This is a genomic window from Thermoflexibacter ruber (assembly GCF_900113045.1).
In the GTDB taxonomy this organism is placed as follows: domain Bacteria; phylum Bacteroidota; class Bacteroidia; order Cytophagales; family Thermoflexibacteraceae; genus Thermoflexibacter; species Thermoflexibacter ruber.
The window spans coordinates 40,203-55,714 of sequence record NZ_FONY01000025.1 but is presented as its reverse complement, the minus strand read 5'-3'; the positions used below and the strand labels follow the sequence as shown (position 1 = coordinate 55,714).

General features: G+C 37.5%; 14 protein-coding genes. 8 read left to right on the top strand and 6 right to left on the bottom strand.

All coding sequences use genetic code 11. The features are described 5' to 3' along the window. Positions 1–23: 23 nt before the first annotated feature. Both BM141_RS14130 and BM141_RS14125 read right to left on the bottom strand, forming a co-directional pair. Positions 24–689 carry an ABC transporter ATP-binding protein gene (locus tag BM141_RS14130; protein ID WP_091546810.1) on the bottom strand — a complete coding sequence of 222 codons (666 nt, stop codon included), beginning with the start codon at positions 687–689 and terminating at the stop codon, positions 24–26. Between the two features lie 317 nt (positions 690–1,006). After that, positions 1,007–1,780: a type III pantothenate kinase gene (locus BM141_RS14125; RefSeq protein ID WP_091546807.1), complete on the bottom strand. Its 774-nt coding sequence runs from the start codon at positions 1,778–1,780 to the stop codon at positions 1,007–1,009. Between the two features lie 156 nt (positions 1,781–1,936). Between BM141_RS14125 and rimO the strand changes: the two genes are divergently transcribed. From rimO to accD, 7 genes are all read left to right on the top strand, one after another. Beyond that, on the top strand, positions 1,937–3,250 hold the full coding sequence (rimO, locus tag BM141_RS14120) for a 30S ribosomal protein S12 methylthiotransferase RimO (protein WP_091546803.1): 1,314 nt from the start codon (positions 1,937–1,939) through the stop codon (positions 3,248–3,250). Between the two features lie 159 nt (positions 3,251–3,409). Then, positions 3,410–4,759, top strand: a complete 1,350-nt coding sequence (locus BM141_RS14115) for a TolC family protein (RefSeq protein WP_091546795.1) — start codon at positions 3,410–3,412, stop codon at positions 4,757–4,759. A 25-nt stretch (positions 4,760–4,784) separates the two neighbouring features. Beyond that, entirely contained in the window at positions 4,785–5,396 is a 612-nt protein-coding gene (locus tag BM141_RS14110) for a fumarylacetoacetate hydrolase family protein (RefSeq protein ID WP_091546792.1), read from the top strand. A 48-nt stretch (positions 5,397–5,444) separates the two neighbouring features. Then, on the top strand, positions 5,445–6,047 hold the full coding sequence (gene leuD, locus BM141_RS14105; RefSeq protein WP_091546788.1) for a 3-isopropylmalate dehydratase small subunit: 603 nt from the start codon (positions 5,445–5,447) through the stop codon (positions 6,045–6,047). Positions 6,048–6,218: 171 nt separating this feature from the next. Continuing rightward, positions 6,219–7,325, top strand: coding sequence for a 3-isopropylmalate dehydrogenase (gene leuB / locus BM141_RS14100; RefSeq protein ID WP_091546940.1), 1,107 nt, complete (start codon positions 6,219–6,221; stop codon positions 7,323–7,325). Positions 7,326–7,507: 182 nt separating this feature from the next. Continuing rightward, positions 7,508–8,584, top strand: a complete 1,077-nt coding sequence (locus tag BM141_RS14095) for a class I fructose-bisphosphate aldolase (protein ID WP_091546783.1) — start codon at positions 7,508–7,510, stop codon at positions 8,582–8,584. A 31-nt stretch (positions 8,585–8,615) separates the two neighbouring features. Continuing rightward, entirely contained in the window at positions 8,616–9,455 is an 840-nt protein-coding gene (gene accD, locus BM141_RS14090; protein ID WP_091546937.1) for an acetyl-CoA carboxylase, carboxyltransferase subunit beta, read from the top strand. Between the two features lie 79 nt (positions 9,456–9,534). On the opposite strand, the gene dnaA is transcribed toward accD, so the two are convergent. Further along, entirely contained in the window at positions 9,535–11,001 is a 1,467-nt protein-coding gene (dnaA, locus tag BM141_RS14085) for a chromosomal replication initiator protein DnaA (protein WP_245764064.1), read from the bottom strand. Between the two features lie 503 nt (positions 11,002–11,504). Here dnaA and BM141_RS14080 point away from each other — a divergent pair. Further along, on the top strand, positions 11,505–13,007 hold the full coding sequence (locus BM141_RS14080; protein ID WP_091546780.1) for a hypothetical protein: 1,503 nt from the start codon (positions 11,505–11,507) through the stop codon (positions 13,005–13,007). A 96-nt stretch (positions 13,008–13,103) separates the two neighbouring features. Here BM141_RS14080 and BM141_RS14075 read toward each other — a convergent pair whose 3' ends face one another. The 3 genes from BM141_RS14075 to BM141_RS14065 all read right to left on the bottom strand — a co-directional run bounded on the left by BM141_RS14075 (position 13,104) and on the right by BM141_RS14065 (position 15,447). After that, entirely contained in the window at positions 13,104–13,778 is a 675-nt protein-coding gene (locus BM141_RS14075) for a GldM family protein (protein WP_091546777.1), read from the bottom strand. A gap of 27 nt (positions 13,779–13,805) precedes the next feature. Continuing rightward, positions 13,806–14,414 carry a GldM family protein gene (locus tag BM141_RS14070; protein WP_091546774.1) on the bottom strand — a complete coding sequence of 203 codons (609 nt, stop codon included), beginning with the start codon at positions 14,412–14,414 and terminating at the stop codon, positions 13,806–13,808. A gap of 136 nt (positions 14,415–14,550) precedes the next feature. Beyond that, complete coding sequence (locus tag BM141_RS14065) at positions 14,551–15,447, bottom strand: PIG-L deacetylase family protein (RefSeq protein WP_177217391.1); 897 nt, start codon at positions 15,445–15,447, stop codon at positions 14,551–14,553. Positions 15,448–15,512: the final 65 nt, after the last annotated feature.

The following is a 15,512-nucleotide window of genomic DNA, read 5'->3' as shown; positions in this document are numbered from 1 at the left end:
AATTAGCCATTACTCATTAGTAATTAACTTATAATATTCCCATCTTTGAGCTTGATAATCCTTTGGGTTTGCTTAGCAACATCGTTTTCGTGAGTAACGATAATGACCGTTATTCCTTCCTCTCGGTTTACCTCTTTGAAAATTTCCATGACCTCCTCAGAAGTTTTAGTATCCAAAGCACCTGTAGGCTCATCTGCTAAAATTACTTTGGGCTTGGAAATCAAGGCTCTGGCAATCGCAACCCTCTGACGCTGCCCACCTGACATCTCATTAGGGGAGTGTTCTGCCCACTCTTTTAGCCCGACCCTGTCTAAGTATTCTAAGGCAATTTTGTTGCGCTGTTTTCTTGGAACTTTCTGATAATAAAGCGGTAAAGCTACATTTTCCATCGCATTTTTGAAGGAAAGCAAATTGAACGATTGGAAGACAAAGCCGATGAATTGGTTGCGATAGTATGCCGCTTTGGTTTGTGAAAGTTGCTTCATTGGGGTATTATTCAGTAGGTAAGTCCCTGAATCGTAATCATCTAAAATCCCCAGAATATTGAGCAAAGTCGACTTCCCTGAGCCTGAAGAACCCATAATAGAAACCAATTCGCCTTGTTCTATGGTCATATCCAATCCTTTGAGAACGTGAAGTTTGTTCGCTCCTACCTCGTAGTATTTGTGTATATTTTGCAGTACTACCATTGCAGAAATTAATTAAAAGTTTAAATTTTCCTTTTTACAGTTTTCAGAATTTTAAAAAAATATAAATTAATTTGACGATGTATCCCCTCGTTTCAATTACGATACCAATAAAGTTAAAAATTTGATTTACAATTATTTATACATTAAAAAATGTTAAACTGTGTTCAATAATGAACAATTAGTTGTACGAACTTAACACAGTAAAAAAACATTACTTTTTCATGCGTTTAGCTAAAGATGTGAAAAGAGAAAAGAAGGTTGCTTTTAATGAGTGATTTTGCAGAATTTTTAATTGCTTAGACTTGGGTAGTTTTAATTTATTTTCTGTTTACGCTTTCACCAATGATTCTTAGCCCATCTAAGGTTAAGAGCATGTCTATTTGGTCAAAACAATTTTGTAAAGGCGTAAGAACGGAGGACAGCCCCCCTGTAGCAATAACTTTGCACTTCTCACCCAATTCATTTTCAATTTGTTGAAGAATAAAAGGGACAGCCCCTACATAGCCCAACAGTACACCTGCTTGGATAGCATGAGTAGTGTTCTTGCCAATAGGAGAATGAGGTAACTCCAAAGGAACTTCTGGCAGTTTGGCTGTATTTTGTGATAAAGCACGTACCGCAGTTTGCAAACCAAGAGTAATAGCAACTCCTAAAATTTCCCGATGCTTGGAAACAGTAGTAAAAGTCAAGGCTGTACCAAAATCAACTACTATACAGTGATTGTTGGGAAATCTATGCACTGCCGCAATCGCATTAGCAACTAAGTCTGCCCCTATCTCATGGGGATTGTTAATCCCTATTTTCAAGGCAGGATAAACCTCTGCATTAACTAAAATAGGCTCTTGGTCACAGAAATGAATCACTGTTTGCCTAAGTGCCTCTGTCAAAGGGGGGACTACACTACTTAGCACTACTTGGTGGATTTCGCTGATTTTTAGCCCTGCTTCTAAAAAATAATTCCTTAAAATAACTTCATAATCTACAGCATTTTTTTGTATAGAAGTAATTACTCTCCATGTGTTTTGCCATATATTATCTTTATATACCCCAAATACGATGTTAGAGTTGCCTATATCTATTGCTAATAGCATATTAATATGAAAAATTTGTTACATTAATTTTTCAAATATGCAAAAAATCACCTTTATTTTACTTGTCGGTCTGATTTTTTATAAGCTAAGTCAGCACTTACCCCATGAAAGAAATTTTTTCTTTATCTTTGCACCCTCAAAATCAGGAAGAAGCTTGTGAAAACAAAGTCATATAAAAAGGATAAAATCAATATCATTACGCTGGGTTGCTCCAAAAATGTAGTCGACTCTGAAGTCATGCTTACCCAACTCAAAGGGAATAACTTAAATGCTACACACGAATCTCAAAAAGATGATGCCAACATCATCATTGTTAATACTTGCGGATTTATAGAGCGTGCTAAACAAGAATCTATCGACACTATTTTGCGATTTGCTGATGCCAAAGAAGAAGGGAAAATAGATAAACTATACGTAGTAGGCTGCTTATCAGAAAGATATAAAGAGGATTTGCAAAAGGAAATTCCCATAGTAGATGCCTATTTTGGTACGCGAGAGCTACCAGCTTTACTCAAAAAATTTAAGGCAGATTATAAACATGAACTGCTTGGCGAAAGAGTAATAACTACCTCAAAACATTATGCTTATTTGAAAATCTCCGAAGGTTGTGATAGACCTTGCTCCTTTTGTGCGATTCCTTTGATGCGAGGCAAGCACATTTCTAAATCTATAGAAGACTTGGTGTTAGAAGCGAGTAATTTAGCAAAAAATGGAGTAAAAGAGCTGATTTTGATAGCCCAAGATTTGACCTACTATGGCTTAGATTTGTATAAAGAACGAGCGTTAGCTGATTTGCTCAAACGCCTTTCTGACGTACAAGGCATCGATTGGATTCGCCTGCAATATGCTTATCCCTCGGGCTTTCCTTTGGAGATACTGGACATAATGGCTGAGAGAGAAAATATTTGCAAATACTTAGATATGCCTTTGCAACACGGTTCTACCAAAATGCTCAAAGTCATGCGTAGGGGCATTACAAGGGAGAAAACCGAAGAACTTATAGCTACTATCCGTCAAAAAGTACCTAATATTGCCCTTAGAACTACCCTCATTGCAGGGCACCCCCAAGAAACTGAGCAAGACCATGCCGAGATGCTCCAATTTGTAGAGAAAATGCGTTTTGACCGATTGGGTGTATTCCCTTATTCACACGAAGACAATACTCATTCCTTCACTATGATAGACGATGTACCCGAGGAAATCAAAGAAGAAAGAGCCTCAGAAATTATGGAGGTTCAGCAAGAAATTTCCACTCAACTGAACCAAGAAAAAATAGGTAAAACCTTCAAAGTTTTATTTGACAGAAAAGAAGGGAATCATTTTATAGGCAGAACGGAGTTTGACTCTCCAGAAGTCGACAATGAAGTTTTGGTAGATGCAAAAAGCAACTATGTGAGATTAGGTGATTTTGCTCAGGTGAGAATTACTGATGCTGAGGAGTTTGACTTGTTTGGCGAAGTAGTGTTGTAAGCTATCAATTCATTTGTTAGAACTTGTGTTACAAAACTTTGCAAAGAAATCGCTTTGTCGAATTTTTATTTAATTTTGCATTCATTCTCAAAGCATACTCAACCTCTTGAACTCACTTTTTCTAATTTAAAAAAAGATTTTCTTTAAACTGCTTTTCTGATGAAACCAACTTTTACAAAACGGATTTTTTTTGTCTTTACTACTTATGTTTTATTCAGCCACCAAGTTCTTGCCCAGCAGAAACTGTCCCTTTTAGAGGCTATTCAAAAAGGCTTAGCCCAAAACTTTGATATTCAAATAGAAAAAAAGAATATAGAAATTGCCAATATTAATAATGATTGGGGGCAGGCAGGAAAATATCCCACTATTACGCTCAACGCTACACAAGGCAACGTATATAACAACGTGGTGAATCCTGCTTCCTTCTTACAAGGAACAGTCATCAACAATAACATCGTTCCATCGGTGGCTTTGGACTGGACTATCTTTGATGGCTTTGCTATCACTATCAACAAAAAACGCTTAGAAAACTTAGAAGCTCAATCAGAGGGCAATGCTCGCATTGTGATAGAAAATACCGTGCAAAATATCATCAGAACCTACTACAGTGCAGTCTTGGCAAGTGAACTGATTAATATTTTAAAACAAGGCATGGATTTGTCCAGAGATACTTATGAGTACGTTCTGTTCAAAAAAGAAGTTGGTAATGCAGTAACCGCTGATGTACTCTTAGAAAGGAGCAACTACCTGACGGACTCCTCTGCCTATATTAATCAGCAACTTATTTACAGAAATACACTGCGAGATTTGAATGTGCTTTTAGGAGAAACAGAAGTAGAGAAAACCTACGAACTTACTGACAGGCTAGTTTTTAACAATGTAAGCTATAATTTGAAAGACTTAGAGGAAAAAATGTTTGCCAGCAATGCCAACCTTCAAACTTTACGTATTACCCAAGAAATTTTGAAAAATGATGTCGCACTTCGCAGAGGCGACTTTATGCCCAGAGTAGGCTTTAGTGTAAACGGCAGCTATAATGTGAACCGTCAAGATTTGAGCAATGCCATTTTTCCTGGTGGGGCTACTCGCGAGAATAATACCGCCAGAACGACCAATATTTTTGCAAATATTACTTTTTCCGTGCCACTCTATAACGGTGGAATTATCCAAAGGGCTTTGCAGACCGCTAAGGCTGCAGAGAAAATAGGTGAGGTCAGAATAGAAAACCTTAAAAATCAGCTTCGCAGGGACTTAGCTAACAACTACGACCTGTATAACCTTAGAAAACAGCAAGTACAAATAGCCGTAGAAAATAAAAATGCGGCACAGACTAACTTGCGATTAGCAGAGGAAAAATTTCGTAATGGCTCCATCAACTCCTTTGATTACAGAATATTACAGCAAAACTATCTAAATATTGCCTTCAGCGAACAGCAAGCAATTTTTAACTTTATAGATGCCAATACTACACTCCTTCGCCTGACGGGAGGTATCATTGCAGAAAGATAATAACTAATTTTAAGTTTTAGTAAAGATGAAGATTATAGCTATTGGAAGAAATTATGTGGCTCATATTGAGGAGCTAAAAAATGAAAAGCCAGAAGACCCTGTGGTCTTCTGCAAACCTGACACGGCAGTGCTGAAGGACAATGCTCCTTTTTACCACCCCGATTTTTCTAAAGATATTCACCATGAAGTAGAGATTCTGCTGAAAATCAGTAAGGAAGGGAAAAACATAGAGGCTAAGTTTGCCCATAAATACTATGAGGAAATAGGCTTAGGCATAGACTTTACTGCCAGAGATTTGCAGGCAAAGCAGAAAACTAAAGGGCTGCCTTGGGAAATAGCTAAGGCTTTTAACGGTTCTGCTCCTATTTCCGATTTCGTTCCTAAAACCGATTATCCCGACATAAAAAATCTTAATTTTCATTTACTGGTCAATGGCGAACTCCGCCAAAAAGGAAATACCAGTCTGATGCTTTATGACTTCGACACTATTATTGCCTATATCTCTCGTTTTTTTACTTTGAAAAAAGGAGATATTATTTTTACAGGCACACCCGCGGGAGTAAGTGCTATAAAAATCGGCGATAGATTAGAAGGATTTATTGAGGATAAAAAGTTTTTAGATTTTGAAGTGAAGTAAAAGCATTCAAACTTAATCAGTATTTTAGATTCGATAATCATATAATATATGGAAAAACCAAAGTTTAAACACCTGATTTCCACTTGTGTACCTATCAATATAGAGAATGTGGATACCGACCAAATTATTCCTGCTCGCTTCTTGAAAGCTACTACCAGAGAAGGCTTCGGTCAAAACCTTTTTGCTGACTGGAAAAAAGACGCTCAAGGAAACCCAAAGCCCGATTTCCCGCTTAATGATGCTCGTTACTCTGGTGAAATCTTAGTAACAGGAAAAAATTTTGGCTCGGGTTCGAGCCGCGAACACGCCGCTTGGGCTATCTACGACTATGGCTTCAGGGTGGTAGTTTCTTCTTTTTTTGCAGATATTTTTAAAAATAACTCCCTCAACAATGGGCTTTTAGTGGTGCAGGTTTCCGAGCAGTTTTTGGCAAAACTCTTTGATGCCATAGAAAAAGACCCTAAAACTAAAGTAGAAGTGGACTTAGAAAATCAGTTCATCAGAATTATTGACTTAGATGTATCTGAAAATTTTGAAATTAATCCGTATAAGAAAGTATGCTTGCTTAACGGGTATGATGACATCGATTTTGTACTTTCCTTAAAAGACAAAATTGAACTCTACGAATCAAAAAGAGAACAGTTTGCCTGAACAGTAAAACATCGTAAAGTTTTTTGACTGATTGTTTAGTTTTTAGACTATTAGTCATTAATTTTACGCATAGTTATTTGTCATAACATAATAAACCTTATAGAGCATCTTCCAAGCTTTGTAAGGCAAAAATGTGTGATAGAAATAGTTAATACCAAACATACTAAGTCAATGAAGCAATACCAAATCCTTGTTATTGGTGGAGATGGCATCGGTAATGAAGTAACAGCATGGGGTAAAAGAGTATTGGAAGAGATAGGTAGCCTATACGAACACCCATTTGCTTTTGATACTGCCCTATTGGGTCATGCCGCCATAGAAGCTACAGGCTCACCACTTCCCGAAGAAACACTTAGAAAAGCACATGGCTCAGATGCTATACTATTTGGGGCGATTGGTCACCCAAAGTATGACAACGACCCCTCTCTGAAAGTACGTCCAGAACAGGGACTGCTCGGGTTGAGAAAAGCCTTAGGACTTTATACCAATATTCGTCCTATTAAATTATTTGATGAGTTGCTCAATGCCTCAAGCATCAAGCCAGAAATACTCAAAGGAGCAGATATACTATTTTTTAGAGAACTAACTGGCGATGTATATTTTGGAGAAAAAGCACGTAAAGATGAAGGAAAAACGGCTTATGATGTTATGATTTATTCTAAATATGAAGTAGAACGCATCGCTCACAAAGCCTTTCAAGCCGCAAGAAGAAGAAGAAAGATAGTTCATTCTGTAGATAAAGCTAACGTGTTGGAGTCGTCGCGTCTTTGGAGAGAAACTGTAAATGAAGTAGCCATGCAATATCCTGATGTTGAGCTGCATCATCAGTTTATAGATTCTGCAGCTATGCTACTTATCAAAAACCCAAGAATGTTTGATGTCATACTTACAGGAAATCTTTTTGGAGATATTCTCACCGATGAGGCTTCGCAAATCGCTGGCTCTATGGGAATGTTAGCTTCTGCTTCTATTGGTGATAGTACAGGATTTTACGAGCCTATTCATGGTTCTGCCCCAGATATTGCAGGCAAAGGCATCGCTAATCCTTTAGCCTCTATACTTTCGGTTGCTTTGCTTTTAGAATATTCTTTTGGTATGAAAAAGGAAGCCGAGAGCGTAGTAGAGGCAGTAGAAAAAACCTTAAAAGAGGGCTACCGAACTATAGACATTGCTGATAATAATACTCCTAAAGAGAAAATATTAGGAACCAAAGCTATGGGAGAGCAAGTAATAAAAATTTTGCAAAAAATAGTAGTGAACGAGGTCGTAGAAGCATAAAACTTTTTAGGCTTTTTTCATTGGAAAACTACCTTAATATGATAACAAGCTATCAATTTTTGCTATTTATCTAAAATATCCCTACTTTTGGCAGTTGTAAGAATAAACTTCGTGATGTTTTTATGTATCATGAGGCGTAGCTCAAATAGATGCACTTATTACTCAACTAATCATATACAAAAATGTTAAACTACGACAAAATTGCTGAATTACTCGGCAAAGAGGCAGATAGCCTATTGAATCACAAATCTACTACCATCCCTAAGGAAAATTTGCATCTTCCTAACCCCAAATTTATTGACCAAATATTTGTGCAGACAGACCGCAACCCTCAAGTGTTGAGGAGCTTAGGGCAATTATTTGGCACAGGTCGCTTGGCAAATACAGGCTATTTGTCTATTTTACCCATAGACCAAGGCATAGAACATAGTGCAGGTGCTTCTTTCGCTCCTAATCCTGCTTATTTTGACCCCGAGAATATTGTGAAATTAGCCATAGAAGGAGGTTGTAATGCTGTAGCTACTACCTACGGCGTACTGGGCATGGTTGCTCGCAAATATGCACACAAGATTCCTTTCGTAGTCAAAGTAAATCACAATGAGTTATTAAGCTATCCTAACAAAGCGGACCAAATCATGTTTGGTACAGTGAGAGAGGCTTGGAACTTGGGGGCAGTAGCTATCGGAGCGACAATTTACTTTGGTTCTGAGAACTCTACTCGCCAGATTGTGGAAGTAGCTCAGGCTTTCCACGAAGCCCATGAATTAGGCATGGCAACTATCCTTTGGTGCTATACTCGTAACACTGCTTTCAAAAAAGACGGCGTAGATTACCACGTTTCTGCGGATTTGACAGGGCAGGCAAATCATTTAGGCGTAACTATTGAGGCAGACATCATCAAGCAAAAGCTTCCTGAAAATAATGGAGGCTATACAGCACTTAACATGGGAGGTTCTTCTTACGGCAAAACAGATAAAAGAATTTATACCGAACTGACCTCTGACCACCCTATAGACCTTTGTCGTTATCAAGTAGCTAACTGCTATATGGGTAGGGCAGGACTTATCAACTCTGGGGGGGCTTCTTCTGGAGCATCTGATTTGGCAGAAGCAGTAAAAACAGCTGTCATCAACAAGCGTGCAGGCGGTATGGGCTTAATCTCGGGAAGAAAAGCCTTCCAAAGACCGATGAAAGAAGGAGTAGCAATCTTGAATGCTATCCAAGACGTATATTTGACGAAGAAAGTCGATATTGCATAGATTTTTACGATACTGAAATCCTATGGACAGCATGAGTTGGTTCAAAAGGCAAAGTAAAGGAATTACTACGCCTACTAATGAAAAAAAAGATACCCCTACGGGCTTATGGAAAAAGACCCCCGCAGGGCATATTGTACACATCAAAGAACTGAGAAATAACTGCTATGTTTCTCCTAATGACGGTTATCATTTTACCATAGGTTCAAAAGAATATTTTGAAATCTTGTTTGATGATAACCATTTTGAGGAGTTAGACGCAAATATGGAATCAGGCGACCCTCTGGGGTTCGTAGATAATAAGCCCTATACCAAGAGAATCAAAGAAAGCCAAGCTAAAACAGGACTGAAAGATGCAGTACGCTCTGCTCATGGCAAGATGAATGGATTAGACATAGTAGTAGCTTGTATGGATTTTGATTTTATAGGTGGCTCTATGGGTTCGGTAGTAGGAGAAAAAATAGCAAGAGCGATAGATTTTGCTCTTGCGCATCGCTACCCTTTGCTTATCATCTCTCGCTCAGGTGGGGCGAGAATGATGGAAGCTGGTTTTTCGCTTATGCAAATGGCAAAGACCTCTGCGAAGTTAGCCTTGCTTTCCGAAGCCAAAGTACCTTACATTTCTTTGATGACAGACCCAACTACAGGGGGTGTTTCAGCTTCTTTTGCTATGCTGGGAGATTTTAATATTGCAGAGCCTAATGCTTTGATAGGATTTGCGGGGCCGAGAGTAATTCGAGAAACCATCGGCAAAGACTTACCTAAAGATTTTCAAACAGCAGAGTTCTTATTGGAGCATGGCTTTTTAGATTTTATTGTGGATAGAAGAAGACTCAAGGAAAAATTGACTTTGTTGCTTAAAATGTTGAAATAATAAGAAAAAACACCAACATTGACAAAGTTCATCACTTTGTCAATGTTGGTGTTAGCAAAATTATTAGAAATCTGACCTTTTACTTTCCTCTCAAATTCAATTTTGCTTTCAACGCCTCAATGATATTTTTGTAAAGTGGGTCGTTTTCAAGGCGTTCTGTTACAGTACGCGAGGCATGAGAAACCGTGCTGTGGTCGCGTCCCCCAAAATACTCTCCTATGGCTTTCAGGGACATATTGGTATAGTTCTGACAGATAAACATGGCGATTTGACGAGCATTGGCTACTTCTTTTTTGCGTGTACCTGAAAGTAAATCATCTAAGCTAACGTTAAAATGCTCTGCAACTGCCTTTTGTATCAGTTCTATGTTCAAATCTACCTCTATCTGCTTGACATTCTGAATGATTTGGTTTAGTGTTTTTTCGGTCAGGTCTATATCTATTTCTTGACGCATCAGCGATGCTTTTGCTACTAAAGAAATGAGTACGCCTTGTAGTTCTCTTACGTTAGTATCGACATTTTTAGCTACATATTCTACTACCTCATTGGGTATCTTGATGCCTTCTGTTTGCATCTTTGCTTTTACTATTGATAAGCGTGTCGTATAATCAGGAACTTGTACGTCCGCAACCAAGCCCCATTTAAAGCGAGAGAGCAAACGGTCATGTAAACCTTTTAAGTCTTTTGGGGCAGTATCACAGGTCATGACGATTTGCTTACCTGATTGGTGCAAGTAGTTAAAAATATGAAAGAAGTTTTCTTGTGTTTTTTCTTTACCTGCCAAAAACTGAATATCATCTACCAAAAGTACCTCTACTTGCATATAATAATTGGTAAATTCTTGCACAGCTTGGTTTTTTAGGGCATCGACAAACTGTGTAATAAACAGGTCAGAAGGTACATACAAGACAAATTTCTCAGGAAAAAGTGCTTTTACCTCATTGCCAATGGCATGAAGCAAGTGTGTTTTGCCCAAACCTACCCCTCCATGAATCACTAAGGGATTAAATGCAGTCGCTCCAGGATTGTGTGCTACTGAAAAACTTGCTGAGTACGCCAAACGATTGCACTCTCCCTCGATAAAATTTTCAAAACTGTACTTGTTGCTTAGGTTTGAGTGTGCATGATGCGGAGGTACAGTCCGCATATCAAAAGGACTAAAAAACTGCTTTTGTGTAGGTAGCGGCGAATGGTCGACAGGCTTGACATTTTTAGGGTTCGAGATATTGATAGTAAAAGGCTGATGCTGCTCATTGCCTTTGTCTATGATAATAGAATACTCTAATTTGCCTTCAGCTCCTAACTCGCTGTAAATTGCTTTTTTAAGTACATTTACATAATGCTCTTCCAACCACTCATAGAAAAACTGACTTGGCACTTGGATAGTCAAAACAGTATGATGCAGCTTTACAGGGCGAATTGGCTCAAACCAAGTCTTAAAACTCTGCTCCCCTACACTTGCTCTAATGACTTTCAAGCAGTTTTTCCACACAAGTTCACAGTCTTTTGTTGTAATGTTCGTTAGCATTTTATCAGGCATACTCATACCTATTTAGGTTTATTTAGGGTAAAACTCAGTATCAATTTTTTAGCAATAAACAACAATCCACATAAAGATTATGTGGCTTAAATAATTAAGCTATTTATAATCAATCATTTATAAATAAAATTCGCTGATTTACGAATTTTATTTTGGATTTACTTAGGAAGGTTAAACGCAAATGGTTTTCCTAAGAAGCCCAACTTTCCTTCACGATGGGAAGACAAATCTGAATAAAAGATTTTAATAAAAAAAATCGAGAAAAAACTTGACATGTTTGAAATGCACTACAAAGGGGATAAAATTTTTTTCGTCAAAAATTTTTTTTATCGAAGTGCGTAACATATATTACACGTTTTTTAACATACCATTCACATATACGCAAAGCGCCGTTTAAAATTACCTATCTATATTACGTATTTATTTCTTTTGTCAAAACCTTTGCCAAAGTATGGAGGTAAAAATACTCAAAATTACTTACATTTGTAAGAATTTGCATTTGCAAGGATATGGATGACCTCAAACAAATCATCAGCACTTTTTCCACCGATGAGCAGAAAGAATTTGCTTCCTTTATCCAACGGCAAAAGAAAATAAAGAATCGTAAAGACTTGGAACTGTTTAGGTTACTTGCCCAAAAACAGGTTTACAAGCCTGCTCAACTTTTAGCCAAACTTTATCCTACCGACCAAAACCAAGTGGCTTATCATGCAGTTCGCAAGCGACTGATGCAACACCTCATAGATTTTATTTTATTAAAAAGCAGTGGGAAGCAAGCTGCGACTACTTTGGGGGTGATTTCTTTGGCATTGTTTGATAGAAAATTAGAGAAATTGGGCTGGGAGTTTCTGAGGAAAGCAGAGAAAGTGGCTTTGTCGCATGAGCAGTACGACCTACTGAACGCTATTTACAATCTACAAATCAGCCTCTCTAATAGTGAGTTTGCGGATAAGTTAGAAGAAATCATTGAGAAACATAAGCAGAACAAAATGCTCGCAGACCAAGAGGAAAAAGCTAACATTGCTAACCAACTTATCCAAAAAAAGCTAAAAGAAATACGCTTACAAGGCAAAGACTTAGATTTCAAGGCAGTAATTAAGCAAATTTTGCAAACCTACCAACTTTCGGAAACTATTGTAAAGCGTCCAAGTTTACTTTATAAGTTGATGACCATAGCCCGAAGCGAAGTTTTGGTAAGTAAGGATTTTTACCGCTTTGAGCCGTATCTTATTGAGCAATATCAATTTGTAGTAGAAAAGTACGGTTTCACTCCCCAACATGCTCACTATCAACTTGGATTGCTTTACATGATTGCCCATGTGCTTTATCGCAACAAAAAATTTGCCCAATCTATGCTTTACTTAGAAAAGATGAGAGAACTTTTTACTGCTGACTCTCACTTGCAAACTCAGTTTTATACCAAATATGCCTTACTACTATCTGCGAATTATGCTTTAAGCAAGCAGACCGTAGAGGCAATTAGGCTTTTAGAAACCATGTTAAAAGAAAGGAAAAATACCCTTTCTCAAGAAGATACTCTCAATATCTACTTAAACCTTAGCATTTATTACTTCCAAGAGGAAAACTACAAAAAAGCTAATCAGTGCTTTTTGGCTTTGCAGTCCTCTGAGACTTGGCTGGTAAGAAAAATGGGGCGAGAGTGGGTACTGAAAAAAAACTTAGTAGAACTGATTGCTCAGTATGAACTAAAAAACTATGATTTAGCTCGCAATAAATTGAAAAGCGTAGAAAAGAATTTTGCCGATATGCTTGCCCAATCTCTTTTCCAAAATGTAAAAGCCTATTTATATTTTATTAGGCAAATGCTCGATAATCCAAGCATCAGACCAGACCGACTTTTTGCCCAAACCGATGAGTTATTTGCCTTTGACCCTATTGCAGAAGAAGACTTGCAAGAAATTCGCTTTTACGCATGGCTAAAAGCTAAACTATTGAAAAAGAAGTACCAAGAAGTTTTAGAGGAGTTGGTAAGTAGGGTAAGTTCAGATTAAGTGAGTACAGTTGTATGAAGATGTCCCCCGCCCAATCTGAACTTTTGATGGCATTGTAGTTTTCAAATGAGCCAACTTAGGAAGATACAGCTAAACTTAACCAATTGTAACTTGGAAGTTTGCCATTCCAAATTTAACATCTTCTACTTCCCCTTTAAAATTCAATCTTTGTACTTTTTTTACTTCTATCATTAGCTTATCTCCTTTTTGAGCATCTTTCAAGAAATCACTAAGTTGCACCTGCTCATCTTGTACGTTGATTTCATTGATTTTCTGTTCTCCTCTGTATAAGTAAACATTAAAATCACGTACTCTGTATCTCATGTCTTTGGGCATAGCATCTCTCATTCCTTGCCCTGCTAAGGCTTTTACGCTTAGTTCTGCTAATTGGCTTTTTTCTACAAAAGCCTCTTTGATAGGTAGTTCCAGAGTTCCTATAAAGACTGTAATTTCTGGTTTTGGCAAAAGTCTAACAGGAAAATGTTCTGTAGAAATCAGGCTATCACCGTCAAATACTCGAATGCTTACCTTTGCCGCTTTGGGTACTACGGTAATTCTATTGGCACTTAGGTCAGTGATAAGTTCGGCGTTATCTGCTTCGTATCTTAGGCTTTGTGGATTAGAGCAGTTGTTAGCACTTACGTATAACTCATTCCCACAGTTGAGGTACAAAGCCTTCACGGTAGCGGCATGATAAGAAATCGTGCTTTTTTGCGTCCAAGCAAAAAAGCTAATCAGCAAAAATGCAGACAATAAAGTTATTTTTTTCATGGTTTTGGTTTTTTGATAGTGAAAAAATTATTTTATGTTAATAATGAAAACAGGATTACTTATTTTGCTTTCTTCCCAGTGTCCTTTGTAAGTCATTCTTTCTATTCGTTTAATTTCTATAATCAACCTATCTCCTATCTCGGCACTTTTTATCAAGTTTTCTAAGTTGATTACTTCCGAATCGCTTACGGTAAGACTACCTATCAGTTTTCTTTCTCTCGCCAAAGAAACTTCTATAAGGCTCACTTGGAATTGAGCATCTTTGGGTACGCTATTCTCAAAGTACTCTGGTGCTTGAGCGTGTATCCTGAGTTGGTTAAGTTCTACCTTGCTTATTTCATTGGGAAAACTGTGAGGCAAGGTGCTATTGCCAACGTACATTTGAAGTTCAGGTTTAGGGATAAGCCTTACTGGAAAAATCTCCGTAGCGAGAAGGCTATCTTTATAAAAAATCTTGAGTGTAGCTTTGAAATCGCGAGGTATTAAGGTTATTTCCCCTTGTTTCTCTCCTAAAATTAACTCTGCTCCTTCCGCTTTGAAAGATACTTCTTCTGCGGGATAATTGCTTATATTGATGAGCATTTCATTAGCACAGTGCTGATAAAGTGCTTTGACAGGGGACTGACCATTACTCACTGTTACTACTTATGCATAAGCACTTGTAAGACAGAGCATAGTGGCAAGTAAAATGGTTGTTTTTTTCATAGTTTTTATCACAATAGGATTAAGTAAAAAGGTATATATTGATTCGTTAAAACTTCAATTCTTGACCTTAGTAGTTTATTTTTTCAATTACTCGGAAAAACTCTCTGTCAAAAATCCCAAAATAGGTCTTTGCATCAAACTCCTCATAATAAGGTATAAATTTTCTCAGGTTTTTTCTGACATCTTCCTCGTATGCTCTGAGATAGTTCATTTTTATCTCTGCTACTTCTGTAATATTTACTTGTACGGTTGGTTCAGGCATGCCACTTATGCCATATATCTCATTAGCAATAGCACTTGGATTTGGATAGCCCCACTTTTTCAATCTATCGCCCAACCATTTATCGATAATTTCTTTTTCCAGCTGGTCAGTATAAACAGATTGATAAATTTTATCAATATGAATCTTATCTTTCTCAAACAGGTCTTTTACTAACTGGCTAATAAAAATATGTTCAGGATGTCCATATCCACCTTTTTCATTATCAAGTGTAAAAATGACAGAAGGCTTAAAATCATTGACCTTTTTGATGATTGCACTGGCAACTTTGTCGGTAAGAAACTGCTCTTTAATCTTTTTATACGGAATGGGCAGATAAGGGTTTTTCATGGTATCTAATCCTATACGGTAATATCCATCTTTTAGAATCAGCTCGTTCCCTTGACAGATGATGTGTGCAGGATTGCTGCCCGTAGTGAGCAAAATATGGCTTTGTAGGCTTAACTGCTTGATAGTCCAACCTTTGGCTGTTAGTTTAGCTATCATGCCAGACATAGCACAGTCATCATCATCATGTGCCACAATAATCAAGGCTCTTTGATTGCTAACCGTGTCCAAAAAAACATCTGTTGGATAGGTTTCTGTTGCTACAAATCTTTTTAGGTATTCAGTGGTTACTTTGTCTTGGCAGAACCGAAAACAAATACCTAAAAGTATAATTAAGCATATTTTTACTTGTTTCATATTTTCAAATCGTTTGTGGTGCATTGAACTGCTGACTGCTAAAAAATCAGATAAAAGTAAAATAC